The 25,012-nt window shown below is 62.6% G+C and carries 23 protein-coding genes; 16 read left to right on the top strand and 7 right to left on the bottom strand.

Annotated elements, in window-relative coordinates; all coding sequences use genetic code 11:
* Window positions 1–4 precede the first annotated feature (4 nt).
* Window positions 5–1,477 carry a heme biosynthesis protein HemY gene (locus tag BUC08_RS13000; RefSeq protein ID WP_037922745.1) on the top strand — a complete coding sequence of 491 codons (1,473 nt, stop codon included), beginning with the start codon at window positions 5–7 and terminating at the stop codon, window positions 1,475–1,477.
* Window positions 1,478–1,622: 145 nt separating this feature from the next.
* Window positions 1,623–1,847 carry a hypothetical protein gene (locus tag BUC08_RS24360; protein ID WP_143186740.1) on the top strand — a complete coding sequence of 75 codons (225 nt, stop codon included), beginning with the start codon at window positions 1,623–1,625 and terminating at the stop codon, window positions 1,845–1,847.
* A gap of 74 nt (window positions 1,848–1,921) precedes the next feature.
* On the opposite strand, the gene ahcY is transcribed toward BUC08_RS24360, so the two are convergent.
* Entirely contained in the window at window positions 1,922–3,313 is a 1,392-nt protein-coding gene (ahcY, locus tag BUC08_RS12995; RefSeq protein WP_037922742.1) for an adenosylhomocysteinase, read from the bottom strand.
* A gap of 172 nt (window positions 3,314–3,485) precedes the next feature.
* Entirely contained in the window at window positions 3,486–3,776 is a 291-nt protein-coding gene (locus BUC08_RS12990) for a hypothetical protein (protein ID WP_037922739.1), read from the bottom strand.
* A 67-nt stretch (window positions 3,777–3,843) separates the two neighbouring features.
* Between BUC08_RS12990 and BUC08_RS12985 the strand changes: the two genes are divergently transcribed.
* Complete coding sequence (locus BUC08_RS12985; protein ID WP_037922736.1) at window positions 3,844–4,452, top strand: HD domain-containing protein; 609 nt, start codon at window positions 3,844–3,846, stop codon at window positions 4,450–4,452.
* Window positions 4,449–4,937, top strand: coding sequence for a GNAT family N-acetyltransferase (locus BUC08_RS12980; protein WP_037922732.1), 489 nt, complete (start codon window positions 4,449–4,451; stop codon window positions 4,935–4,937). The genes BUC08_RS12985 and BUC08_RS12980 overlap by 4 nt, the downstream gene beginning before the upstream one ends.
* On the opposite strand, the gene BUC08_RS12975 is transcribed toward BUC08_RS12980, so the two are convergent.
* Together BUC08_RS12975 and BUC08_RS12970 are read right to left on the bottom strand one after the other, a co-directional pair.
* Window positions 4,938–5,492 carry an ActR/PrrA/RegA family redox response regulator transcription factor gene (locus tag BUC08_RS12975; RefSeq protein WP_037922729.1) on the bottom strand — a complete coding sequence of 185 codons (555 nt, stop codon included), beginning with the start codon at window positions 5,490–5,492 and terminating at the stop codon, window positions 4,938–4,940. It lies immediately after the preceding gene.
* A 67-nt stretch (window positions 5,493–5,559) separates the two neighbouring features.
* Window positions 5,560–6,177, bottom strand: coding sequence for an SCO family protein (locus BUC08_RS12970; protein ID WP_037922727.1), 618 nt, complete (start codon window positions 6,175–6,177; stop codon window positions 5,560–5,562).
* Between the two features lie 94 nt (window positions 6,178–6,271).
* On the opposite strand from BUC08_RS12970, the gene regB reads away from it, so the two are divergent.
* From regB to trxA, 8 genes are all read left to right on the top strand, one after another.
* On the top strand, window positions 6,272–7,660 hold the full coding sequence (gene regB, locus BUC08_RS12965) for a sensor histidine kinase RegB (protein WP_051693981.1): 1,389 nt from the start codon (window positions 6,272–6,274) through the stop codon (window positions 7,658–7,660).
* Window positions 7,661–7,736: 76 nt separating this feature from the next.
* A complete protein-coding gene (locus BUC08_RS12960) occupies window positions 7,737–9,269 on the top strand; it encodes a PAS-domain containing protein (protein WP_037922725.1) in 1,533 nt (510 codons plus the stop codon).
* 64 nt (window positions 9,270–9,333) lie between these two features.
* Window positions 9,334–9,807 carry a tRNA (adenosine(37)-N6)-threonylcarbamoyltransferase complex ATPase subunit type 1 TsaE gene (tsaE, locus tag BUC08_RS12955; RefSeq protein WP_037922722.1) on the top strand — a complete coding sequence of 158 codons (474 nt, stop codon included), beginning with the start codon at window positions 9,334–9,336 and terminating at the stop codon, window positions 9,805–9,807.
* A complete protein-coding gene (locus BUC08_RS12950) occupies window positions 9,804–10,817 on the top strand; it encodes an aminoglycoside phosphotransferase family protein (RefSeq protein WP_037922715.1) in 1,014 nt (337 codons plus the stop codon). The genes tsaE and BUC08_RS12950 overlap by 4 nt, the downstream gene beginning before the upstream one ends.
* Complete coding sequence (locus BUC08_RS12945; RefSeq protein WP_037922712.1) at window positions 10,799–11,482, top strand: nucleotidyltransferase family protein; 684 nt, start codon at window positions 10,799–10,801, stop codon at window positions 11,480–11,482. Before BUC08_RS12950 ends, BUC08_RS12945 begins: the two co-directional genes overlap by 19 nt.
* On the top strand, window positions 11,475–14,432 hold the full coding sequence (gene addB, locus BUC08_RS12940) for a double-strand break repair protein AddB (protein WP_037922710.1): 2,958 nt from the start codon (window positions 11,475–11,477) through the stop codon (window positions 14,430–14,432). The genes BUC08_RS12945 and addB overlap by 8 nt, the downstream gene beginning before the upstream one ends.
* Complete coding sequence (gene addA / locus BUC08_RS12935; protein WP_037922708.1) at window positions 14,429–17,818, top strand: double-strand break repair helicase AddA; 3,390 nt, start codon at window positions 14,429–14,431, stop codon at window positions 17,816–17,818. The genes addB and addA overlap by 4 nt, the downstream gene beginning before the upstream one ends.
* Before the next feature lie 38 nt (window positions 17,819–17,856).
* On the top strand, window positions 17,857–18,177 hold the full coding sequence (gene trxA, locus BUC08_RS12930) for a thioredoxin (protein ID WP_028955559.1): 321 nt from the start codon (window positions 17,857–17,859) through the stop codon (window positions 18,175–18,177).
* A gap of 52 nt (window positions 18,178–18,229) precedes the next feature.
* Here trxA and BUC08_RS12925 read toward each other — a convergent pair whose 3' ends face one another.
* Window positions 18,230–19,138, bottom strand: a complete 909-nt coding sequence (locus BUC08_RS12925; protein ID WP_037922705.1) for a glycosyltransferase family protein — start codon at window positions 19,136–19,138, stop codon at window positions 18,230–18,232.
* Window positions 19,139–19,238: 100 nt separating this feature from the next.
* Here BUC08_RS12925 and hslV point away from each other — a divergent pair, with 100 nt between their 5' ends.
* The 4 genes from hslV to BUC08_RS12905 all read left to right on the top strand — a co-directional run bounded on the left by hslV (window position 19,239) and on the right by BUC08_RS12905 (window position 23,372).
* Entirely contained in the window at window positions 19,239–19,829 is a 591-nt protein-coding gene (gene hslV / locus BUC08_RS12920) for an ATP-dependent protease subunit HslV (protein WP_037922702.1), read from the top strand.
* Window positions 19,816–20,886, top strand: coding sequence for a hypothetical protein (locus BUC08_RS12915; RefSeq protein ID WP_037922700.1), 1,071 nt, complete (start codon window positions 19,816–19,818; stop codon window positions 20,884–20,886). The genes hslV and BUC08_RS12915 overlap by 14 nt, the downstream gene beginning before the upstream one ends.
* A gap of 13 nt (window positions 20,887–20,899) precedes the next feature.
* Window positions 20,900–22,204, top strand: a complete 1,305-nt coding sequence (gene hslU, locus BUC08_RS12910) for an ATP-dependent protease ATPase subunit HslU (RefSeq protein ID WP_037922697.1) — start codon at window positions 20,900–20,902, stop codon at window positions 22,202–22,204.
* A 67-nt stretch (window positions 22,205–22,271) separates the two neighbouring features.
* On the top strand, window positions 22,272–23,372 hold the full coding sequence (locus tag BUC08_RS12905; protein WP_037922695.1) for an alpha/beta hydrolase: 1,101 nt from the start codon (window positions 22,272–22,274) through the stop codon (window positions 23,370–23,372).
* A gap of 33 nt (window positions 23,373–23,405) precedes the next feature.
* Here BUC08_RS12905 and BUC08_RS12900 read toward each other — a convergent pair whose 3' ends face one another.
* A complete protein-coding gene (locus tag BUC08_RS12900) occupies window positions 23,406–23,996 on the bottom strand; it encodes a Smr/MutS family protein (RefSeq protein WP_037922694.1) in 591 nt (196 codons plus the stop codon).
* Window positions 23,993–24,985, bottom strand: coding sequence for a murein transglycosylase A (gene mltA / locus BUC08_RS12895; protein ID WP_051539441.1), 993 nt, complete (start codon window positions 24,983–24,985; stop codon window positions 23,993–23,995). Before mltA ends, BUC08_RS12900 begins: the two co-directional genes overlap by 4 nt.
* Window positions 24,986–25,012: the final 27 nt, after the last annotated feature.

Genomic DNA, 25,012 nt, shown 5'->3' with positions numbered 1-25,012 from the left:
CCGCATGATCTGGTCACTGGTAAAAATCATTCTGTTCGTCTGCGCCGTAGCGGCCATTGCTTTGGGCGCGGGCTTTCTGCTGGAAAGCCAGGGCGGCGTTCAGGTCGTCGTCGCGGGCACCGAGTTCACGCTGGGGCCGCTTGAATCGGTCATCGCGTTGGTTTTACTGGTTTTTGCTGTCTGGGTTTTGCTCAAACTGGTGGGTGCGGTGATCGCCGTCTGGCATTTCCTGAACGGGGACGAAACCGCGATCACCCGCTATTTCGCCCGCAACCGTCAGGCCAAGGGGTTTGACGCGCTGGCCGAAGGGATGATGGCGCTGGCCTCGGGCGAGGGTCGGATGGCCATGACCAAGGCGGCGAAGGCCGAGAAATACCTGAAACGGCCCGAGTTGACCGACCTGCTGACCGCGCAAGCCGCTGAAATGTCAGGCGACCGGCGCAAGGCCGAGCAGAGCTATCGCAAGCTGATCCAGAACGAACAAACCCGCTTTGTCGGGGTGCGCGGGATCATGAAGCAGAAGCTGGCCGAAGGCGACACGGCCACCGCGATGGAGTTGGCGAAAAAGGCGTTTGCGCTGAAACCGCGCCACGCGGAAACCGGCGATGTGCTGTTGAAACTGCAAGCGCAGTCCTCCGATTGGGCAGGGGCACGCAACACCCTGCACACCAAGCTGAAAACCGGCGCACTGCCGCGTGATGTACATAAACGGCGCGATGCTGTACTTGCTTTGTCCGAAGCCAAGCAGGTGTTCGAGGCCGACCAGACCATCGAGGCCCGCGAGGCCGCGATCGAGGCCAACCGTTTGTCGCCCGACCTGATCCCCGCCGCGGTGATGGCTGCACAGGCCTATATCGAGCAGGGCAACAAGAAATACGCGACCCGCGTGATCAAGAAAGCCTGGGAAGCGATGCCCCATCCCGACCTGGCCGCCACCTTTGCCGCGATTGAACCCGAGGAAGACGCCGCCGCGCGGTTGAAGCGCTTTCAAACGCTGACCAAGCTGCACCGCGACCATGCGGAAACGCGGATGTTGCTGGCCGAACTGCACATCGCCAACGAGGATTTCCCGCAGGCGCGCCGCGATCTGGGCGATCTGTTCGAAACCGATCCCACCGCGCGCGTCGCGACCCTGCTGGCCGCAATCGAGCGTGGCGAAGGGGCGCCGGACAACGTGGTCAAGGGTTGGCTGACCCGCGCCCTGACCGTGCCGCGTGGCCCGCAGTGGGTCTGCGAGAACTGCCTGCACATTCATGCCAATTGGCAACCGGTTTGCGAAAACTGCGAAAGCTTTGACACGCTGGCGTGGATCAAACCACCCATGGCCGAGGTCGCGATGCCCGGCAGCATCGGCATGTTGCCGATGATCGTGGGCAATCCCGAACCACAGCCCGCGCCCGACCTGGCCATAATCGAGGATGCCGAGCTGTTGGACCCGGACGCGCCGGATGATCCGACAGAGAAGCAGCGCACCTGATTGCGAGGGCCACAGGGGAAACCTTGTGGCCTTTTGTCTGTCCGCAAATTCAAACCATTTCCGCCGTATTCCTGTCGCAGTTTGAAGTCACCTTTAGGTTGAACGCTGGCCACGGCCATTCTTACACCTGCGACGGACACAGATCATGACGACTTCGAACAGCTTTCAGGAACGTCTTAAACGACTAGAAGCAAAACACGGGCAGACCGTTCGTGCAACGACACCCGAAAGGGCTCCTTCGCCAAGGCTGGATACAAGTGGCGGACTGAGCCTGACCTCGCCCAAAACTCTGATGATCGGCTTTGGCGGGCTGGTGTCACTGGTGGTTCTGGGGTCGGTCCTGACGGTTTTGATCGCGATGCCGCAATAAATTCAGACAACGACAACGAAAAAAGCCGCCCCATGACAGGGCGGCTTTTGCATATCGGAACGGGCAGGGGCCGATCAGTAACGGTAATGCTCCGGCTTGAACGGACCCTCGGGCGTGACGCCGATATAGGCGGCTTGCTCGGCGTTCAGTTCGGTCAGTTTGACACCGATTTTCGCCAGATGCAGACGGGCGACTTTTTCGTCCAGATGCTTGGGCAGGATGTAGACATCGTTTTCGTAGTTGTCGCCACGGGTCCACAGTTCGATCTGCGCCAGAACCTGGTTGGTAAAGCTGGCGGACATCACGAACGACGGGTGACCGGTGGCGTTGCCAAGGTTCAGCAAGCGACCCTCGGACAGCAGGATCAGACGATTGCCATTCGGCATCTCGATCATGTCCACCTGTTCCTTGATGTTGGTCCATTTGTGGTTTTTCAGGGCGGCGACCTGAATTTCATTGTCAAAGTGGCCGATGTTGCCAACGATGGCCATGTCCTTCATCTCGCGCATGTGCTCGATGCGGATCACGTCCTTGTTGCCGGTGGTGGTGATGAAAATGTCGGCGTCCGCCACGACGTCTTCCAGCAGCACAACCTCGAAACCGTCCATTGCCGCTTGCAGGGCGCAGATCGGATCAACCTCGGTGACTTTCACGCGCGCACCTGCACCGCGCAGCGATGCGGCCGAACCTTTGCCAACGTCGCCGTAACCCATGACCACAGCAACCTTGCCGGCCATCATGGTGTCGGTGGCGCGACGGATGCCATCAACCAGCGATTCCTTGCAGCCGTATTTGTTGTCGAACTTGGACTTGGTGACCGAGTCGTTCACGTTGATCGCGGGGAAGGGCAGTTGGCCCTGTTTTTTCAGGTCATACAGACGGTGCACGCCGGTGGTGGTTTCCTCGGAAACGCCAACGATCTGCGTGCGCATCTTAGTGAACCAGCCGGGGCTGGCGGCCATGCGTTTCTTGATCTGCGCGAAAATCGCCTCTTCTTCTTCCGATTTCGGAATGGCGATCAGCTCGTCCTCGCCCTGTTCAACGCGCGCGCCCAGCAGGATGTACAGCGTGGCGTCGCCGCCATCGTCCAGGATCAGGTTGGGGCCGTCTTCGAACATGAAAGACTTGTCCAGATAATCCCAATGCTCGACCAGCGACTGGCCCTTGATCGCAAACACCGGCACGCCGCTGGCCGCGATGGCCGCCGCCGCGTGGTCCTGGGTCGAGAAGATATTGCACGATGCCCACCGTACGTCGGCGCCCAGCGCGACCAGCGTTTCGATCAGAACAGCGGTCTGGATCGTCATGTGCAGCGACCCGACAATGCGCGAGCCCTTAAGCGGTTTGCTTTCGCCATATTCCTCGCGCAGGGCCATCAGCCCCGGCATTTCGGTTTCGGCGATGTCCAGTTCCTTGCGGCCATATTCGGCCAGAGCGATGTCCTTGACGATATAGTCGTTTGCCATGAGGGCCCTCGTGGGTGTTGTGAAATTTGGTCAGCGCATATCAGCCTGACCCTTTCTAAACAATGGATAACGCCATGCATGTAACGCCAATGCGATACCGCAAGGCCATCAGGCATGACAAAACCGGCCAAGCGGGTGCCGGGCCGGTCGGAATAATAATGCTATTTCAGGGTTAGTCGGTCAGCAGCGCCAGAACCTCGTCGGCGTTCTTGTCGCCGTTCCAGTCTTCACCGGTTTCCAGCACACAGCTGTTGCCGTCGGGCAGATATTGAACCAGCGTCCATGTCCCGTTGCGTTCGGACGCCCAGATCTGGGTGTCTTTCGCTTCCTGTCCAGCAACAGGCGTTTCGCCGTACCAATCCGTCAACGAAGCTTCCATTTCGGCGCTGGACATGCAGGTGCTGTCGGCCAGTGCGGTCGAGGCAGTGAAAATCAGTGCGGCAATGGTCAAAACGGGTTTCATGATATGCTCCTTCAAGGATAGAACACCGTCAGGCCAAATATGGTTCCGTTCTTTTGCAAGAGGTTACATGGCACGCGCATCGAAAACCGCACCCAGAGCGTGGCAAAGGATGCTGTCGGGGCGGCGGCTGGACCTGCTGGACCCGACGCCGGTAGACATCGAGATCGAGGACATTGCACACGGATTGGCGTTCGTCGCGCGGTGGAACGGGCAGACGCGGGGCGACTATGCCTATTCGGTCGCGGAACACTCCTTGCTGGTCGAAACCATCTATGGCCGCATCGCACCGAACGCCCCTGCCAAGTGGCGACTTGCGGCGCTTTTGCATGATGCGCCGGAATATGTGATCGGCGACATGATCTCGCCGGTAAAGGCGGCCATCGGGCCGAGTTACGGCGTTCTGGATGAACGGTTGGAGGCGGCGGTGCATCTACGATTTGGCCTGCCTGCCAAGGTGCCGGTAACGGTGAAGAAACAGATCAAGCGGGCCGACACGGTCAGCGCGTGGATGGAAGCGACCGAGATTGCCGGGTTTTCCATTGCCGAAGCCGACAGGATTTTCGGCAAGCCAGACCCCGCGCTGATGGAGGGGCTTTCGATCATCCTGCGTCCTCCGGTCGAAACGCGCGCGGATTTTACTGCCCGCCATGCCGCGTTGTTGGGGATGTTGCCATGATCCGCGTACGCCGCGCCACGGCACTGGACGCGTCGTCCATGGCGGATCTGCTGAATGCGATCATCGAGAAGGGCGGGACCACGGCCCTGACCCGTCCGGTGACGGCAAGGGACATCAAGGACTGGATGGCCGTCGATCCCGACCGCTCGGCCTGGCAGGTGGCGGTGGACGACAGCGAGACGGTGGTGGGATTCCAGTGGATCGCACCGCACGCGAAATTGCCGCCCGAAGCCTGCGACATTGCCAGCTTCGTACAAATCGGGCGCACGGGTCTGGGCATCGGGTCGGCGCTGTTCGATGCGACGCGCAAGGCCGCCGCGCGGCTGGGGTATGGCTGGATCAACGCCACCATCCGCGCCGACAACGAGGGCGGGCTGACCTATTACCAAAGCCGGGGCTTTCGCGACTGGGCCTTTGACGAGGGGGTGACGCTGGACAGCGGTCAGGTGGTCAACAAGATCAGCAAGCGGTTTGACCTGAAATGATCAGCGCGGCGACCGTTTCGCCAGAATGCGCTGCAAGGTCCGGCGGTGCATGTTCAGACGCCGCGCGGTTTCGCTGACATTGCGGTCGCACAGCTCGTACACCCGCTGGATATGCTCCCAGCGCACGCGGTCCGCGCTCATCGGGTTTTCGGGGGGCGGGGGCAGGTCATCGCCACGCGCCAGCAGGGCGTTGGTGATGTCGGTGGCATCCGCAGGTTTCGACAGATAGTCGGTGGCGCCGATCTTGACGGCGGCCACGGCGGTTGCAATCGCACCGTATCCGGTCAGCACGACAACGCGGGCATCGGGGCGGCGTTCACGCATGACTTCGACGATGTCCAGACCATTGCCGTCCTCAAGCCGCAGATCGACCACCGCATAGGCAGGCGGGCGTGCGGTGGCGATGGCACGGCCGGCCGCCACGGAATCGGCTGTTTCAACATCAAACCCGCGTTTTTCCATTGCCTTGGCCAGGCGCCGGAGAAACGGCTCGTCGTCGTCAACCAGCAGCAGCGACTTGTCTTCACCGATATCTTCGGGGTTCACCTCGGCCATGCTGTCTCTCCTGCATGAAATCACTGTCCGCAACTATGTAGCGCGGCGCACTCCGCGTCAAACCCGACTACGACCGGTCGACAAAGCACTGAACCCGCTCTGCCATCTGTTCCGGTGTCACTTCGCGGCGGAAGAAATCGACAAAACCGACCTCTGGCAGCACCAGGTAGGTGAATGTCGAATGGTCGACGAGGTACAGGTCATCGTCGGACGGGTGCGCCTTGTAGTAGGTTTTGTAGGCTTGGCTTGCGGCTTTGATCTGCTCGGGCGATCCGGTCAGGCCGATCATTTTCTCGTGCATCGCATCGGCATATTCGCCCACGACTTCGGGCGTGTCCCGTTGGGGATCGACCGAGATGAAAACGCCCGTTGTGGAAATGCCCTTGTCTTGCAGGATGTCGATGGCATCCGCGTTGCGCGCCACGTCAAAGGGGCAGACATCCGGGCAGAAGGTATAGCCGAAATAGACCAGGGACGGCTCGGTGATCACATCGGCGTCGGTCACGGTTTCGCCCTTGCTGTTCAGCAACTCGAACGGGCCGCCGATCTGACCTGCGCCGCCGGCAACTGCACTGCCGCGGCACTGGGCGAACTGATCGTCATCGCCAGAACGGGTGAACAGATAAGTACCGCCAACCAAGGCGATGGCGACAACAGCGGCAAGAATGGCAACAAGACGGGTCATATGAGCCTCGGGCTAAGGATTGCGCCGGCTGGCGCTGCGTGGAACACTGGTATTCAGCCCTAATGCGAATTTCAATCAACTGCATCGTGACATAATGGCCCAGCCCGACCTTGACCTGATGACACGCGCCCAGCGCTCCAGCTGGATACGGCTGCGTACGCTGATCCTGCTGCGCTGGGTGGCCATCTTCGGGCAGCTGACCGCAATCACCGTGGCACAGCGCCTGTACGGGCTGCAGCTGGAAGTTGGCCTGTGTTATCTGGCGATTGGCGTGTCGGTCATCGGCAACCTGATCGCGATATTTGTCTTTCCGGAAAACAAGCGCCTGAGCGAGGTTGAAAACCTCATGATGGTGATGTTCGACCTGTTGCAGCTGGCGGTCCTGCTGTTCCTGACGGGCGGGCTGAACAACCCCTTTGCGCTGCTGATGCTGGGGCCTGTGACGATCTCGGCTGCGGTTCTGACTGCCCGGTCGGCGATCATGACCGGGGGCACCGCGATTGTTCTGGTGACTATACTGTCCGAATACCACTTTCCGCTGCGCACCGATCAGGGGCTGATCCTGCGCATTCCCGATATTTTCGTGTTCGGCCAGTGGGCGGCGCTGGTGATCGCGATTGTCTTTATCGGTGCCTATTCGCGACGGGTGACCTCGGAAATGGATTCGATGTCCGACGCGCTGTCCGCCACGCAAATGGCGCTGGCACGCGAACAGAAACTGACCGATCTGGGTGGCGTCGTGGCCGCTGCCGCACACGAACTGGGCACGCCCCTGGCGACCATCAAACTGACCAGCGCCGAGCTGATCGAAGAGCTGCGCGACACGCCAGAGTTGCGTGAGGATGCCGAACTGATCCGCGATCAGGCTGACCGTTGCCGCGACATCCTGCGCGACATGGGGCGGGCAGGAAAGGACGACCTGCACCTGCGTCAAGCCCCGCTGATGGCGTTGATTACCGAAGCCGCCGAACCGCACAGCCATCGCGGCAAACACATTCATTACACCCACAACCCCGAAGCCGGGGACGAGATCGACCAACCGTCGATCCTGCGCAAACCCGAGATTATCCACGGGCTGCGCAACCTGATCCAGAACGCGGTGGATTTTGCCACGGCCAACGTCTGGATCGAGGCAAACTGGACCGACACCATCATATCACTGCGCATCATGGATGACGGTCCCGGCTATCCCCCGCAGATGCTGGGGCGGATCGGAGACCCCTTTGTGACCCGTCGGCGGTCGCTTTCCGAAAAGCAGGCGCGTCCGGCCTATGACGGCATGGGGCTGGGCCTGTTTATCGCCAAGACGCTGTTGGAACGGGCAGGGGCAGAACTGAATTTCGAAAACGGATCAGACCCTTACACGCCGCCACAGCGCGCGCGTCAGGCACGTCTGGGCGCGATTGTCGAAGTGGTCTGGGCGCGCCGCAATATCGAAGCGACCGCGTCCGAGCTGGGACCCAACCAGCGGTTTTCGTTATAGGTCTCGCCAAAAGTTAACGCTCTGTTAACTTTTTGATGTTTTTGTCTGTCGGGTTCGTTTTGAACTTGGGCGGATCATGCCACTGATCGACATCATTACATTCGCACTCATCGCCTTGGTCTCGGCCTTTGCGGCCTTGATGCTGTTTGTGTGGCTGGACAAGATCCAGAAAAATGCCGCTGCCCATTTCGACTGCGAAATCAGCATTCTCTTTGAGGACGGGCTTGCCAAACACTCCAACGCGGCGGCGCTTGTGGCGTTTGGTTGCGACCTCGAGGCGCTGACATGGGATCTGATGTACAGGCAATTGCGGCATCGGTTCAAACTTTTGCCATCCGACCCCACACAATTGTCCGAAGGGGTGCATTACCTGCGGGCGCATATGGTCGGTGATACCGGCCTGCTGACGTTGGAAAAACGCGGCGCTATGGTCGAGCTGAGCCTGCCCGCCACAACGGAGCTGAGCGTGGGTCAATCCGAGCGACTGCTGGTTCTGCAATCCAAGATCGACACGCTGGAACGCGCATGCGGCTCTGCACCCTATCCAATGTGGCAAAAGGACGAAAAGGGCACGCTCATCTGGTCGAATGCCGCCTATGACGAACTGGAACGCAGTATCGACCGAAACGGGGGCGGAATGGGCGCGCTGTTTGATGATGTGTTGGGGTCCGCGCCTGCGCCAGTTCATCGCCGTGTGGCCGTCACCACGAAACCCGACGGGCAGGTTCATTGGTACGACACGTCACTGAAGGATATGGATGGGCTGACTGTCGCCCATGCGGTCAATATCGACGCCGTTATCGACGCCGAAGTCGCCCAGCGCAATTTCGTGCAAACGCTGGCCAAGACATTTGCGCAACTGTCGATCGGCCTGGCCATTTTTGATCGCAAGGGACAGCTTGCGCTGTTCAACCCCGCTTTGGTCGACCTGACGCGGCTGCCCGCCGAATTTCTCAGCACGCGCCCCGATTTGCTGTCCTTTTTTGACCGGCTGCGCGAAAACCGCATGATGCCTGAACCCAAGAACTATGGGTCATGGCGCCAGGAAATCGCCGACCTGATCAAGGCGGCCGCCGATGGCCGCTATCTTGAAACCTGGACCCTGGAATCGGGCCAGACCTACCGCGTCAGCGGCAAGCCGCATCCCGATCGCGCCGTGGCCTTCCTGATCGAGGACATCACAGCGCAGGTCAACATAACCCGGAATTTTCGCGCCGAACTGGACATGGGTCAATCCATGATGGACGCCTTGTCCGAAGGATTGGCCGTGTTTTCCCCGGCGGGTGTTTTGTCCCTGTGCAACCGGGTCTATTCCGAGATGTGGGGATTTGACCCCGACCGCAGCTTTGCGGACATCACCATCAACGATTCTGTAAGCGTCTGGCAGGCCAATTGCATGCCAACCACGGCATGGCGGGACATATCCGATTTCATCAAAACCTCCGGCCCGCGCAAGGAATGGAGCGTCAAAATTCAGACCAGGGCCGGCAACACGATCAGGTGCACGGTCACACCCGTGACGGGCGGCGCCACGATGGTGCAGTTCCACTTGTTGGAAGACACATCTTCCACATCGCCCGAAGCGATGAAAGTGGTGCGCACCGGCTAGATCAAGAAGCCGCTCACCCTGCCATTTTGCTTGCGGCTGGTGTCACGCACGGTAGGTTGCAGCAATGGCCGCACAGCACTTTGACACCCTGTTCCAGACACCAGAGGCAACCGCCGCATTCGGGGCGGCGCTGGCCGTGCGTCTGTTGCCCGGCGATGTGGTTTTGCTGGAGGGTGCGGTGGGTGCAGGCAAGACGCATCTGGCCCGCGCCCTGATCCACGCCGTGCTGTTGCAGGACGAAGACGTGCCATCGCCCACCTTTACGCTGGTTCAGACCTATGAAACGCGCAACGGGACGCTGTGGCACAGCGATCTGTACCGGCTGTCCTCGACGTTCGAGATCGAGGAACTGGGCCTGATCGACGCCTTTGCCGACGCGATCTGCCTGATCGAATGGCCCGACCGACTGGGCGAATTGACCCCCGAAACAGCGCTGCACCTGACGCTGGAAAACACGCCGGATGACGACGCACGCAGATTGCACGCCACGTGGAGCGACCCCAAGTGGCAGGACCGATTGTCAGGACTTTGCACATGATCGACCGCACGACCCATCTGGCGCAATTCATTGCCGCCGCCGGTTGGCAGAACGCCGCCCGCACCACCGTTGCGGGCGATGCGTCGAACCGGCGCTATGACCGGCTGGCAATGCCTGCGGGCAACACCGCGATCCTGATGGACGCGCCCCCCGACAAGGGCGAGGACGTGCGCCCCTTTGTCCGTATCGCCAGCTTTCTGCGCACTCAGGGGCTGAGCGCGCCTGAGATCCTGGCGCAGGAGGAAAGGCACGGGTTCCTGTTGCTCGAAGATCTGGGCGACGACCTGTTTGCCCGCGTCATCCCGCGTGATGCCTCTCTTGAGGTGCCGTTGTACGAGGCGGCGACGGATGTGTTGATCGCATTGCATAAGGCAACGCCGCCCACACTGGCGCCCTATGACGCTGACACCATGACGCCGCTCGCCGCGCTTGCCTTTGACTGGTATCAGGCAGGTGCGACAGGTGCCGTTCAAGCGGCGGAAAAAACGGCGTTCTGCGCCGGCTTTCACGCAGCGCTTGTGCCACTGGACACCACGCCCAGCGTCCTGATCCAGCGCGACTATCACGCCGAAAACCTGCTGTGGCTGCAACAGCGTGAGGGCATCGCCCGCGTCGGCCTACTGGATTTTCAGGACGCGATGGCGGGGCATCCGGCCTATGACCTGGTGTCGATCCTGCAAGACGCGCGGCGCGATGTGCCAGCCGAGGTCGAGGCACAGATGATCGCACGCTATATCGCCGCCAGCCCGCAGGACGCCACCGCATTCGCCCGCGCCTATGCGCTGCTGGGCTTGCAACGCAACCTGCGCATCCTGGGTGTTTTTGCCCGCCTGTGCATCCGCGACGGCAAGGCGCATTACGTTGACCTGATCCCGCGCGTCTGGGGACATATCCAGACCAATCTGAAACATCCCGACGTGGCCCCGCTGGCGGACCTGTTGGCCGGACTGCCTGCGCCGGACCCTGAAATCCTGAACCGGATCAAAAGCCAATGCGCGACACCGCCGTGATGATCTTTGCGGCCGGGTTCGGAACGCGCATGCGTCACCTGACCCAGGACCGCCCAAAGCCGATGGTGCCCGTGGCGGGGCGTCCACTGATCGATCATGCGCTGGACATGGTGCAGGCCATCGCGCCCGACCGGATTGTCGCAAACCTGCATTATCTGCCTGAGGTGCTCGAGACCCATCTGGCAGGCACCGGCGTGCAAACGGTGACTGAAACGGGGGCCATTCTGGAAACCGGCGGCGGGCTGCGGAACGCGCTGCCAATGCTGGGCGCGGAGCCGGTGTTCACCGTGAACCCCGACGCCATCTGGACCGGTGCCAACCCGCTGCAAGCCTTGCGGGCGGCCTGGGACCCGGCACAGATGGACGCGCTGTTGATGTGTGTGCCAGTGGCGCAGGCTGTGGGCTATGCGGGGCAGGGCGACTTTGCCGTTGGGAATGATGGGCGGCTGAAACGGGGACCGGGCGCTGTTTACGGCGGGGTGCAGATCATCAAGACCGACAGGCTGGCCGAGATTGCCGAAGACAGCTTTTCCCTGAACGTGCTGTGGGACATGATGCTGCAAGACAACCGCCTGTTCGGGGTCATCCACACGGGCCGTTGGTGTGACGTGGGTCACCCCGAAGGAATCGCTTTGGCCGAAGCCATGTTGGCCGCCGATGTTTGAACCCACGGACACCCCGCGCCTGTTCGGCCTGCCGCCCGGTGTGGATTTCCCCGCCGCGTTGATTGACGGGCTGCGCGACCGATTGCCTGACACGGACCCTGCGGCCATCGCCCGTGTCGACCTGATCGTGAACACCACGCGAATGCAGCGCCGCCTGCGCACGCTGTTCGACGCAGGCCCCGCCGGCCTGCTGCCGCGCGTGCATCTGGTGACGGGGCTGGACAGTCTGCTGACCGGTCCCGTGCCGCCGCCCGCCGTGCCACCGCTGCGCCGCCGGTTGGAGCTGATCCAGTTGGTCTCGGGCCTGTTGGACCGCCAGACCGAGCTGGCCCCGCGCGCGTCGCTGTTCGATCTGTCGGACAGCCTGGCGGCGTTGCTGGACGAGATGCAGGGCGAGGGCGTGCCGATCGAGGCGGTGGCTGATCTGGATGTATCCGACCAGTCGGGTCATTGGGAACGGGCCAAGACCTTTATCAAAATCGCCGAGACCTACTTGGGACCGCGCACCGACCAGATGGACGGGCAGGCGCGGCACCGTGCGGTTGTGACGGCGCTGATCGACCAATGGGAGCGCGAACCGCCACAACATCCGGTGATTGTCGCGGGGTCCACCGGATCGCGCGGCACGGTTCAGATGCTGATGCAGGCCGTCGCGCGGCTGCCGCAGGGGGCCGTGGTTCTGCCCGGTTTCGATTTTGAGATGCCGCCCGAGGTGTGGTCGAACCTGTCCGACGGGCTGCTGGCCGAGGATCATCCGCAATACCGGTTCCAAAGCATTGCGCAGGCCTTGGACATGCGCGCCACCCAAGTCGCCGCATGGACGCAAACGCCACCACCCGACCCGGTGCGCAACAAGCTGGTGTCGCTGGCGCTGCGCCCGGCGCCTGTCACCGACGCATGGCTGATCGAAGGGCCAAAGCTGGACGGGCTGGCCGGTGCGCTGGACGGTGTCACGATGGTCAACGCCGAAACGCCGCGCGCCGAGGCCCTCGCGATTGCCATGCGGCTGCGTATGGCCGCCGAGCGGGGCGAAACGGCGGCGCTGATTACTCCCGACCGGATGCTGGGGCGGCAAGTGACCGCGGCGCTGGACCGGTGGGACATCCTGCCCGACGACAGCGCAGGCGTGCCATTGCACCTGTCGCCGCCGGGGCGGTTGTTGCGGCACACCGCGTCGCTGCTGCGCGACACATTGGACGCCGAGGCGCTGCTGACCCTGCTGAAGCACCCGCTGGTGCACAGCACGCCCACGCGCAACCAACACCAGCTGAATACGCAGAGGCTGGAGTTGCAGATCCGCAAGGACGGCTTGCCCTATCCGACGCCCGAAACCCTGGTCGCCACCGCAGGCCACGCGGTGGGGGACGGGGATGAGCGTGCGCGCATCACCGCATGGGCCGAATGGCTGGCCGCGACGGTCTGCGACAGGGACACCGCCGAAGATCTCGCATTGTCTGACTGGGTCACCCTGCACCGCGAGCTGACCGAGGCGCTGGCCGGCGGAGAAGAAGCTGCGGGCAGCGGCGGGCTGTGGGAGAAAAAAGCCGGTGCCGAGGCACGGCGGATCATGGATTCGCTGGCGGATGAGGCAGAGCTGGGCGGCGCGATGTCGGCGGCGGATTACACCGACCTGATCGGCGCGCTTCTGGCAGGCGGCGAAGTGCGCGACCGCGATGCACCCTTTGCCGGTGTGATGATCTGGGGCACCCTTGAGGCGCGCGTTCAGGGGGCCGATCTGGTCATTCTGGGCGGCATGAACGACGGCACGTGGCCCGAAGCCCCCGCACCCGATCCCTGGCTGAACCGCGTCATGCGTCACAAGGCCGGGCTGTTGCTGCCCGAACGGCGCATCGGGCTGGCAGCGCATGATTTTCAACAGGCGGTGGCCGCGCCCGAGGTGTGGATCACGCGCGCGGTGCGGTCGGACGACGCCGAAACGATCCCGTCGCGGTGGATCAACCGGATGCAGAACCTGCTGCTGGGCCTGCCGTCGCAGGGCGGACCCGATGCCTTGAAAGCCGCTCAGGCCCGTGGCGATGTTTGGCTGGCCAGGGCACGCGCATTGGAAGAGGCGACACCCGTGGACCCTGCGCCACGTCCGTCACCACGTCCGCCTGTCGCGGCACGTCCCCGCACGCTGTACGTTACCGACATCCAGCGTCTGATCCGCGATCCCTATGCCGTCTATGCCAAGCATTGCTTGCGCCTGCGCCCGCTGAATCCGCTGGTCCAGGACCCCGATGTGCGGCTGCGGGGCATTGTGTTGCACGAGATCATGGAACGGTTCCTGCCGATGACGCTGGCCGATCCGTCCACGCTGACCGCTGATCATCTGGTGCGGACCGCCGATGCGGTGCTGGCCGAGGTGGTGCCGTGGCCCACCTTCCGCACCCTTTGGCAGGCGCGCATTGCCCGCGTGGCCGACTGGTTTGTGGCGCAGGAAGCGGAACGGCGCAAAACCGCGACGCCGCTGGCGTTGGAAAAGGACGCGCAGGGCACACTGCTGTTGGACGACATCGGCATGACCATCGCCTGCCGTGCCGACCGGATCGACGAAACGTCGGACGGGTCCGCGATCCTTTACGATTACAAGACCGGATCGGCCCCCAAACCCGCCGTGCAAAAGCATTTCGACAAGCAGTTGCTGATCGAGGCCGCGATCCTCGAAGAGGGCGGGTTCAAATCCGTCGGGATGCGCCCGGTCGCTGGTGCGATCTACATTGGCCTTGGCTCAACCCCTGAAGAGGTTGCAGCGCCCTTGCTGGACGAACCGCCCGAGAAAACTTTGGAGGACCTGCGAGTCCTGTTGGGCGCCTATCTGGACCCGGAAAAAGGGTTCACCGCCCGTCGTGCGCCGCGTTCGGAACTGAACGAAGAAGACTATGACCAGCTGGCCCGCTACGGCGAATGGGACACCGGCACCAAGCCCACGCCCGAGGATGTGACATGACCGCGTTGGACGAAGCCACCCGCCGCCAGCTTGAGGCCGCGCGCCCCGATGCATCCACTTGGCTGTCGGCCAATGCGGGGTCGGGCAAGACGCGGGTGCTGACCGACCGCGTGGCGCGGCTGTTGCTGGACGGGGTCGAGCCGCAGCACATCCTGTGCCTGACCTACACCAAGGCGGCAGCGTCCGAGATGCAGAACCGGCTGTTCAAGCGGCTGGGGGCATGGGCGATGCTGCCCGACACCGAACTGGCGCAATCGCTGGTCGATCTGGGTGCAGGCCATGCCACTGCACCCGATGCGCTGCGCCGCGCGCGTACGCTGTTTGCCAGCGCCATCGAAACGCCCGGCGGTCTGAAGATCCAGACGATCCATTCGTTCTGCGCGGCCCTTTTGCGACGCTTTCCGCTCGAGGCGCAGGTCAGTCCGCAGTTCACCGAGATCGAGGACCGCGCCGCCGACCTGCTGCGGGCCGAGATCGTGGACCGTATGGCGCTGGGGTCCGAGGCCGCCATCGTGCGCGCGCTGGCTGCGCAGTTCACCGGCGAGGATTTCGACAAGCTGACCCGCCAGATAGTCGGGCAACAGGCAAGCTTTGCCCCTGCGCTGGATTGGGCGGGTTGTCTGAACCTGTTCGACCTGCCGCCCGACCTGACCGCCGATGCCGTCGCCACGCGTGTTCTGTTGGGCAACGAGGCGGACATGCTGGCCACGCTGATCCCGCATCTGCTGGCCAAGGGCGGCAATGACGCCAAGGCGGGGCAAAAGCTGCAACAGATCGACCGAATGGACTTGTCGGCGCTGGCAGTGATGGAAGACGTGTTCCTGACCGGTGCGAGCGCGAAAGAGCCGTTCACCGCCAAGCTGGGCAGTTTCCCCACCAAGCCGACGCAGGCCAAGGTCGCCGACCTGATGCCCGCGTTGGAGGACCTGATGCGCCGGGTCGAGGACACGCGGGCGCTGCGGCTGGGCTTTGGCGCGGCGCGCAAGACGCACTGCCTGCACCAGTTTGCCGCCCCGTTTCTGGCGCACTACGAACAGGCCAAGCAATTGCGCGGCTGGCTGGACTTTGACGACCTGATCAACAAGGCGCGCAGCCTGCTGTATGACAAGAAGGTCGCCGCGTGGGTGCTGTACCGGATTGACGGCGGCATTGACCACATCCTGGTGGACGAGGCGCAGGACACCAGCCCGGCGCAATGGGATGTGGTGCGCAAGCTGACCGAAGAATTCGCCAGCGGTGACGGCGCGCGCACGGATGTGCTGCGCACGGTGTTCGTGGTGGGCGACACCAAACAGTCGATCTATTCCTTCCAGGGCGCCGATCCGCGCGAATTCCACCGGATGCAGGCCGAATTCCAACAACGGATCGAAGGGGCAGGGCAGTTGTTCCAGGAACGCACGCTGGATTTTTCGTTCCGTTCGTCGCCTGCGGTTTTGCGGCTGGTCGATACGTGTTTCTCTGAAGACGCCCAGCCCGGTTTTGCCAAACAGGCGCAGCATATCGCGTTCAAATCCGACCTGCCGGGGCGCGTGGACCTGTGGCCGTTCCGCGAAAAAGCCGAGAAGGAACAGGAAAACGTCTGGTACGATCCGGTGGACCGGCTAAGCCCGACGCACCACGATCTGCTGCTGGCGCGCGATGTGGCGGCACATATCAAGCATCTGATGGACACCGAGACGATCCCGGACGATGGTGCCGCCCCCGGCACCTATGTGCGGCGGCGGGTGCGGGCGGGGGATTTCCTGATCCTTGTGCAGCGGCGGTCGACCCTGTTTTCCGAGATCATCCGCGCCTGCAAGGCGCTGGACCTGCCGATTGCGGGGGCCGACCGGCTGAAGGTGGGCGGCGAGCTTGCGGTCAAGGATCTGGCGGCGTTGCTGTCGTTTCTGGCCACGCCCGAGGACAGCCTGTCGCTGGCCACGGTGCTGCGGTCGCCGCTGTTCGGCTGGACCGAGCAACAGTTGTTCACCCTGGCGCATGGCCGTGCGCAATCCTATCTGTGGCCCGCGCTGCGGGATCAGGCCGAAGTATATCCCGAAACCTATGCCGTGTTGCGCGACCTGCGCGACAACGTGGATTTCCTGCGCCCCTATGACCTGATCGAGCGGGTGCTGACGCGTCACGACGGGCGGCGCAAGCTGTTGGGGCGTCTGGGGGTCGAGGCCGAGGACGGCATTGACGCGCTGCTGTCGCAAGCGCTGGCCTATGAACGCACGGATGTGCCCAGCCTGACGGGTTTTCTGGTGTGGATGCGCACCGATCAGCTTGAGATCAAACGCCAGATTGACAGCGCGTCTGACCAGATCCGGGTGATGACGGTCCACGGCTCCAAGGGGTTGGAAGCGCCGATCGTGATCCTGCCCGACACCGGCAAACGCGACATCCGTATTCAGGACGAGGTGTTTGATGTGGGCGGTCACCCCGTGTGGCGGCCCAAGGCGACGGAGATGCCGCAGATGGTGGCCGACGCGATGGACCAGATGAAACTGGACATCGCAGAGGAACGCTTGCGGCTGCTGTATGTGGCTCTGACACGGGCAGAAAAGTGGTTGATCATCGCCGGCGCCGGCGAGCCGGGCAAGAATGGCGACAGCTGGTACGAGATCGCGCAGACCGCGCTGGACCAGATGGGCGCGGTCGATACGCTGACAGATCAGGGCACGATCAAACGGTTCAGTCACGGCGACTGGGTGGCACCCCCGCTGGTCGAACAAACAGCGCCCGCCGCACTCAGGGCCGAGGTTGACCCGATGTTCCACACCGCAGCCCAGCGCCCGCCCGAACCGCCCAGAACGCTGTCGCCATCTGACCTTGGCGGGGCCAAAGCATTGCCGGGGGATCTGGGTGCGGATGAAGATACGGCGATGTCCTTCGGCTCGGCGGTCCACTTGCTGTTGGAGCGTATGGCGGGGCGCGACACCGTCCATTGGCCCACCATCATCGATGTGTGTCGCGGCAATTTTGCGGAAATGCCCGACGCGATGTGGGACGCCGCCGTTCAAGACGCCCGCGCGGTCCTGCAAGCACCGCATCTGGCGGAGCTATTCACTGATCGCGCATTGGCCGAGGTGCCCGTCACCGCCGCATTTGGTCCTGCGCGGCTGCATGGCATCATCGACCGGCTGATCATCCATGACGATCACATTCTTGCGATAGATTACAAGACCAACCGCGTCGTGCCGGACCGCCCCGAAACCTGCCCCGAGGGGCTTTTGTTGCAGATGGGTGCCTATGCGCAGGCCCTGTCACAGGTGTTTGCGGGCAAGCGCATCGACGTTGCGATCTTGTGGACCACCGACCAAAGTTTCATGCCCCTGCCCGAACCTCTGGTCATAGCCGCCTTGCGGCGGGCGGAATACCTTGACGATCCGGCGGGCGCTACATAGGTTCACAGTCCACAATCATGCTGGCAGGAGACACCCCTATGGCCACCGTTGCAGTTACAGACGCTACCTTTGACGCCGAAGTCAAAAACTCCGATATCCCCGTTGTCGTGGACTTCTGGGCAGAATGGTGCGGCCCGTGTAAGCAGATCGGCCCGTCGCTGGAGGAACTGTCGGCCGAGATGGAAGGCAAAGTGAAGATCGTCAAAGTGAACGTTGACGAAAACCCGAATTCCCCCGCCCAGATGGGCGTGCGCGGCATTCCTGCCCTGTTCATCTTCAAGAATGGCGAAGTCGTGTCCAACATGGCCGGCGCCAAGCCCAAGGCGGCGCTGCAGAACTGGATCAATGACGCGATCTAAGTCCGCTCACCGCCAGTGAATGACAAGGGGCGCCCTGTTCGGGTGCCCTTTTTTATTGCGGAATGGGCCAGCCGAACCGCGCCAGACGTGCGGCAATTTTCGCCGGTGCCGAGGGGTGGCCCGCGTTGATCGACTGATCCTGCCAGAACCACCAGATGTATTTCGCGTAATCGGGTCGGTGGTCCGCGATACGCCCGAAACTGTGGGGATCATCGCCACGCAGGGCGATGTGGTGAAAGTCGATCTTGGCGAACAGGATCGCCGGCTTGCCAAAGAAATAGCCGTTGAACGCAGCGGACGAATTCTGTGTGACCACGCAATCGCAGGCCGGCAACAGGCGCTCCATTTCGCCCGTTCGGACCTCCAGCAGCGGGTCGCGGTCGGCAATGGCCTCAAGGGTTGAAATCTCGGCGTCGGAATAGACCTCTTTGGGGTGCAGCGTGGCGATGATGCGTTTGTCGGGCCACGCGGCGCGGGTGCGGTGGATCATGTCCAGCGGGCTGCAGGTCTGGAACGAACGGTGCTCGGTCAGGCGGCCCTGAAGCGGGATATAGACGAAACCGCCCACGCTGGCGGTGGCATCGCCGAACAGCCGTTTCTTCCAGAAGCCGTAGAACCGCTGTGCCTCTTTAGGTGCGATGTCGTCCACCGGAAACGCGCTGCGCGCCACATCCCAATCCCAGCGCTGGTCGGTCTGGTCGATCTGCCAGAATGGATAGTGATAGACGCGACGGAACGTCAGCCCTTGCGCACCCACGGGTGGTTTCATGTGCGTCAGCGTCGGTCCGCCCAGCGCCGCACCGGCCAGCCGCGCGGCCCGTGTGACCTCAAGATAGGCGGGTTCCAGCCCTGCATCGGCCAGCACCGTCGCGATTTTGCCGATGAAATTATGTGCGCCCTTGGCCGCGCTGTCGCGCAGGCCTGCCTCTAGGTAAAACCGGACCGTGTTCGGGGTGCTCATGCGCAATAGCTAGCCGCCTCACGGGCTTGCGACAAGGTCCGACCCTTGTGTGCGGATGTCCCCGCCGCCATATAGGCCGTCAAGACACAGGAGAGCGACAATGGAAAAATCCGACTTTCCCGGCTGGCACGGGACCACGATCATAGGCGTCAAGAAGGGCGGCAAAGTGGTGATCGCAGGCGACGGCCAGGTGTCGCTGGGCCAGACCGTCATCAAGGGAACCGCGCGCAAGGTGCGCCGCCTGTCGCCCGGCGGGTTTGACGTGGTGGCCGGATTTGCCGGATCGACCGCCGATGCCTTTGCCCTGCTGGAACGGCTTGAGGCCAAGCTGGAGGCGACACCCGGCCAACTGGCCCGTGCCAGTGTGGAACTGGCCAAGGACTGGCGCACAGACAAATACCTGCAAAAGCTCGAGGCGATGCTGATCGTGTCGGACGGGTCGGAAATGTATGTGATTACCGGCGCGGGCGACGTGCTGGAACCTGAACATGACGTGGCGGCTATCGGGTCGGGCGGCAACTATGCGCTGGCCGCCGCGCGCGGCATGATGGACAGCGACCGCGACGCCGAAGCCGTGGCACGTGCCGCGATGGCGATTGCCTCGGACATCTGCGTTTACACAAATGGCAACCTGACGGTCGAAACCATTTCGGCCAGCGGCGATGCAAAACCGGCTCATGACGGAATTTGATCGAAACGACCTGCGTGCCGCCGTCGGCGCGGGCCTGCTGACCGAGGCACAGGCCGCTTCGCTGCTGGCGCTGGCGCAAAGCCGGCGGGGCGCGCGCGAAAGCCTGCCCGCAGGGGATGAACCGTTCGAACTGTTCAAAGGCTTTAACGAGATTTTCATCGTCATCGGCCTGATCATCCTGTCGGCAGGCTGGGCGGCCGTGACCGGAATTTCGGTTGCGACGTCGCTGGGCGGTTTCCAGGGCAGGATCGTGCTGGCGGCCGTCGTCGGCGCGCTGGTCCTGTGGGGCTTGTCGGAATATTTCGTGCGCCACCGCCGCATGGTGGCCCCGGCGATTGCCCTGTCGATCCTGTGGGCGATGAACACCACCGTCGGCCTCAGCGCGCAGCTGGCCGAACCGTTCATGGTCGCACAGGGGGATTATTCCAGCTTGGTGTTGCCCATCGGCCTGAGCACGGCGGCGATTGCGATATACTGGCTGCGCTTCCGCGTGCCCTTTGCCATGGCGCTGATTGCGCTGGGTGTCTTTGCCCTGTCGCTGATGATGGGGGCGATCCGCATGGGCACCCCAGCAAACGTCAGCGATTTCTTCTTGCTGTCGGCCAGCGGCCCCTTTGCGTGGATCACGTTGCTGGTGGGGCTGGTGGTGTTCGCCGTCGCCATGTTCTTTGACATGAGCGATCCGCACCGCGTCACCCGCCGATCCGCCCAGGGGTTCTGGCTGCACGTTGTGGCCGCGCCCGCGCTGGTCAACACCATCGCGCTGAGCCTGCTGGAAAGCGGGACGGGCAATGCGCACCTGATGCTGCTGGCGGTTCTGCTGCTGTTCGCCGTCGTGGCCATCGTGATCGACCGCCGGTCGTTCCTGATTGCCGCCATCGTCTACAGCGTCACGCTGGCGGGCACGGTGTTTGGCGGCGACGGAGCCGCGACAACCATTCTTGTTCTGGGCGTCTTTCTTGTGACACTCGGCGCGTTCTGGACACAGATCCGCGCCGCGCTTCTTTCACCACTTTCCGGGGTGCTGCCGCTTGACCGGCTGCCACCCTCACACTGATACGGGAAATCTCATGACCGATCTTACCCCCCGCGAAATCGTTTCCGAACTCGACCGGTTCATCATCGGCCAGAACGACGCCAAGCGCGCCGTGGCTGTCGCGCTGCGCAACCGCTGGCGGCGCAAGCAACTGTCCGATGACCTGCGCGACGAGGTTTACCCCAAGAACATCCTGATGATCGGCCCCACCGGCGTCGGCAAGACCGAGATCAGCCGCCGCTTGGCGAAACTGGCCCGCGCGCCGTTTCTCAAGGTCGAAGCGACCAAGTTCACCGAAGTCGGCTATGTCGGTCGTGACGTGGAGCAGATCATCCGCGACCTGGTGGATTCCGCCATCGTCATGACCCGCGAACACATGCGCGACGACGTCAAGTCCAAGGCCCGCGCCGCCGCCGAGGAACGTGTGATCGACGCCATCGCCGGCACCGATGCGCGTGACGGCACCCGCGAGATGTTCCGCAAAAAGCTGAAGTCGGGCGAGCTGGATGACACCGTGATCGAGCTTGAGGTGGCCGACACCTCGAACCCCTTTGGCGGCATGGACATTCCCGGCCAGCCCGGCGGTGCCAGCATGATCAATCTGGGTGACATATTCGGCAAGGCCATGGGCGGGCGCACGGTCCGCAAGAAACTGACCGTCGCGCAAAGCTATGACGTGCTGATCGGCGAAGAGGCCGACAAGCTGCTGGACGACGAAACGGTGAACAAGGCCGCCGTGGCGTCGGTGGAAAACAGCGGCATCGTGTTCCTGGACGAGATCGACAAGGTCTGCGCCCGTTCCGATGCACGTGGCGCGGATGTCAGCCGCGAAGGCGTGCAGCGCGACCTGCTGCCGCTGATCGAGGGCACGACCGTCAGCACCAAGCACGGGCCGGTGAAAACCGACCACATCCTTTTCATCGCCTCGGGTGCGTTCCATGTGTCCAAACCGTCGGACCTGTTGCCGGAATTGCAGGGCCGTCTGCCGATCCGCGTGGAATTGCGCGCCCTGACCGAAGGTGATTTTGTCCGCATCCTGACCGAAACCGACAACGCCCTGACGCGCCAGTACACCGCGCTGATGGGCACCGAGGATCTGACCGTCAGCTTTACCGAGGACGGCATCGCCGCACTGGCCAAGATCGCCGCCGAAGTGAATGCCTCGGTCGAGAACATCGGCGCGCGGCGGTTGTATACCGTGCTGGAGCGTGTGTTCGAGGAACTGTCGTTCACAGCACCCGATCGTGGCGGTGAAGAGGTGGTGGTGAACGCCGAATTCGTCGACAAGAACCTGGGCGAACTCATGGCTTCGCCCGACATCAGCCGGTACGTTCTGTGATAACGTAGCCGCGGCACTTCCCACCCTTCCGGTTTCAGCCTAGGCTGGCCCGAAGGGTGGGCATCGGATGCTGCGTTTTCTGATCATTTCCGTTTTTCTGCTGTCCGCCTGTGCGGATCGCGTGGCATCGCCCGTGGTGCCCGCCGCGCTGGACATCGGCACCATCCGCAGCGTCTTTGTCGGCACGACACGCGCGGAATATCCCCCCGGCACATTCAGCATTGGGCGGTCTCCGAACCTGAGCCTGCTTCAGGTCAAAGTGTCGATACCGCCCGATCACAAATTTGGCGAAATCTCGGACGGGCAGAACAATCCAGACCCTGAGCGTGATTTCGTGATTGCCCAGCGCAAGAATTTTGCGACACCCGATGCCTTTCGCAATGCGCTGAACATCGAGATCGAAAAGAAGAATGCGCCGGGGCGCGATGTGACCGTGTTTGTCCACGGTTTCAACAACAGCTTTGCCGATGGAGTGTTCCGTATCGCGCAAATGGCCAATGACTTGGAACTGCCGGGGTCTTTCGTGTCCTATGCCTGGCCCAGCCGGGGCAATCCGTTGGGGTATCAATACGACTCTGACAGCGCGCTGTTCGCGCGGGACGGTCTGCAAGAGTTGCTGTACAATATTCAGGGCGCCGGCACCGATCAGATCATCCTGGTGGCCCACTCGATGGGCAGCGCTTTGTTGATGGAAACGTTGCGCCAGATCGAAATTGCGCGGCCGGGCTGGACCTCGGAACACATCGCCGGGGTTATTCTGATGTCACCTGATCTGAACGTGGATGTGTTCCGGTCACAGGTGCGCAGCTTTAAAAAACTACCGCAGCCATTCCTGATTTTTGTCTCGAAACGCGACATCGTATTGAAACTGTCTGCCCGGATGCGTGGCGAAGCGTCTCAACTGGGCAATATCAGCTCTGCCGCCGACCTCGATGATATGCCGGTAGAGGTGATTGATGTCAGCGCCTTCCAGGATCGCAAAAGCGGTGACCACTTTGTCGCGGCGGGATCGCCTGCGCTGGGTGCGCTTTTGTCCAATCTTGCAAAACTGGACGATGGTTTCGTCCGTGGACGCAGCGGCGGCAGCATTTCGTTGCCCGGCACGCGACGTGTGTATGGCGACGCAACGGAACTGACGGTGCGCGCGCCGGTGGCCCGAGACAGATAAGATCGGGCGCGCCTTTGAAGCGTTGAACGCGACCTAGCGCCGTTTTCTCAGGTAAACGTAATATGCACCCGTGCCGCCGTGGCGGATGTTGGCGGGGGTGATCTGCAACACCGCTTGCGACAGCGGGGCCATCGTCAACCATTGCGGCACCTGATGACGCAGGACGCCAAAGCGCACCGGGATCGGCCCGCCTTCGTCGCGGGCCTTTCCCTTGCCGGTGATCACCAGCACCAGCCGCCTGCCTGATGCCTGTGACGACAGGATAAACCGCGTCAGCGCCGGATGGGCATGATCCAATGTCATGCCATGCAAGTCGATCCGCGCTTCAGGCTTCAGCTTGCCCCGCCGCATCTGGTCGAACGCCTTGCGGTCCATCTGAACCTGCGCATTCGACAGTCGTTCCGCCACGGGGCGCAGGACATCGCGGGTGATCACAGGCTGGCCCTTGGCACCGGCCGGTTTGGGCAATGTTTCAAAGCGGGGGACCACGCGCGGTTTTGGGGGATCGACCCGCGTGACCTCAAGCGCCTGTTTCATCGCGGCCCCGGCGTCCAGCCTCTCGGCCTTTTCCGTCACCTTGCGCCACAGCTCAAGCTCGTCCGGTCGCAATCGCCGCCGGGTCATATCGCGCTTTCCGGCAGCAGGGCATAGGCGCGTTGGATCGGCAGCAACACATACATCCGCCCCGGATCACGCAGCCTGCCCGCCGCACGCCCCGCCGCGTCGCCGGTGCCAAAGAACACGTCGGCCCGCTGTGCACCCTTGATGGCAGATCCGGTGTCCTGTGCGATCATCAGGCGGCGCAGGGGTTTCTCGCCGTCTTTTTCAATCCAGACCGGCGCGCCAAGCGGGACAAAGGACGGATCGACCGCAATCGACCGCATCGTGGTAATCGACCGGTTCATCGCGCCCAGCGGGCCGCGGTCGGCGGGCACTTCGCTGACCTCGCGGAAAAACACGTAGGATGGGTTGTGGTACAGCAGTTCGCGCCCGTCGTCAGGATTGCGGCGCACCCAATTCTTGATGACGTCGGCGCTGACCTGATGGGCATCATATGTACCGCGCCGCACCAGCTCGGCCCCGATCGAGCGGTAATCCTGACCGTTTGACCCTTCGTAGCCGACACGCAGGAACGTGCCATCCGGCAGGCGAATACGGCCAGAGCCCTGAATTTGTAAAAAGAACAGTTCGACCGGATCATCGACCCATGCAATCTCGAGCCCGCGCCCCGACAGGATTTCGCCGTCCAGAATGTCGCGACGGCTGAGCCACGGGCGCGTCACCCGTGCCTCGGGCGGCATGGCGTAGACAGGATAGCGAAAGCGTGGGGTGGGGGTGCGTGATCCGTCAAGCTCGGGTTCGAAATAGCCGGTGAACAGGCCATCATTGCCGTCTTCGATCAGGACGGGACGAAACAACAGCTCGAAAAACGTGCGCGGTTCGGGGTTTTGTGCAGCAAAGGCGCACAGGGCACGCCAGTCCGGTTCGTTCAGGTCCTGACATGTGTTTCGAAACGTGGCGAGAGCGGCGGCATGGTCGTCATTGGCCCAGCCGTCAAGCTGGTCAAAGCCTGTCACTTTCACCCGTGTCTCGGACTGAACGGGCTGTGTCATCGCCGCCCCCAAAAGGATCGCGGCGAC

This window comes from Pseudosulfitobacter pseudonitzschiae (assembly GCF_900129395.1).
In the GTDB taxonomy this organism is placed as follows: Bacteria; Pseudomonadota; Alphaproteobacteria; order Rhodobacterales; family Rhodobacteraceae; genus Pseudosulfitobacter; species Pseudosulfitobacter pseudonitzschiae.
This window is presented reverse-complemented; position numbering and strand designations above follow the sequence as displayed.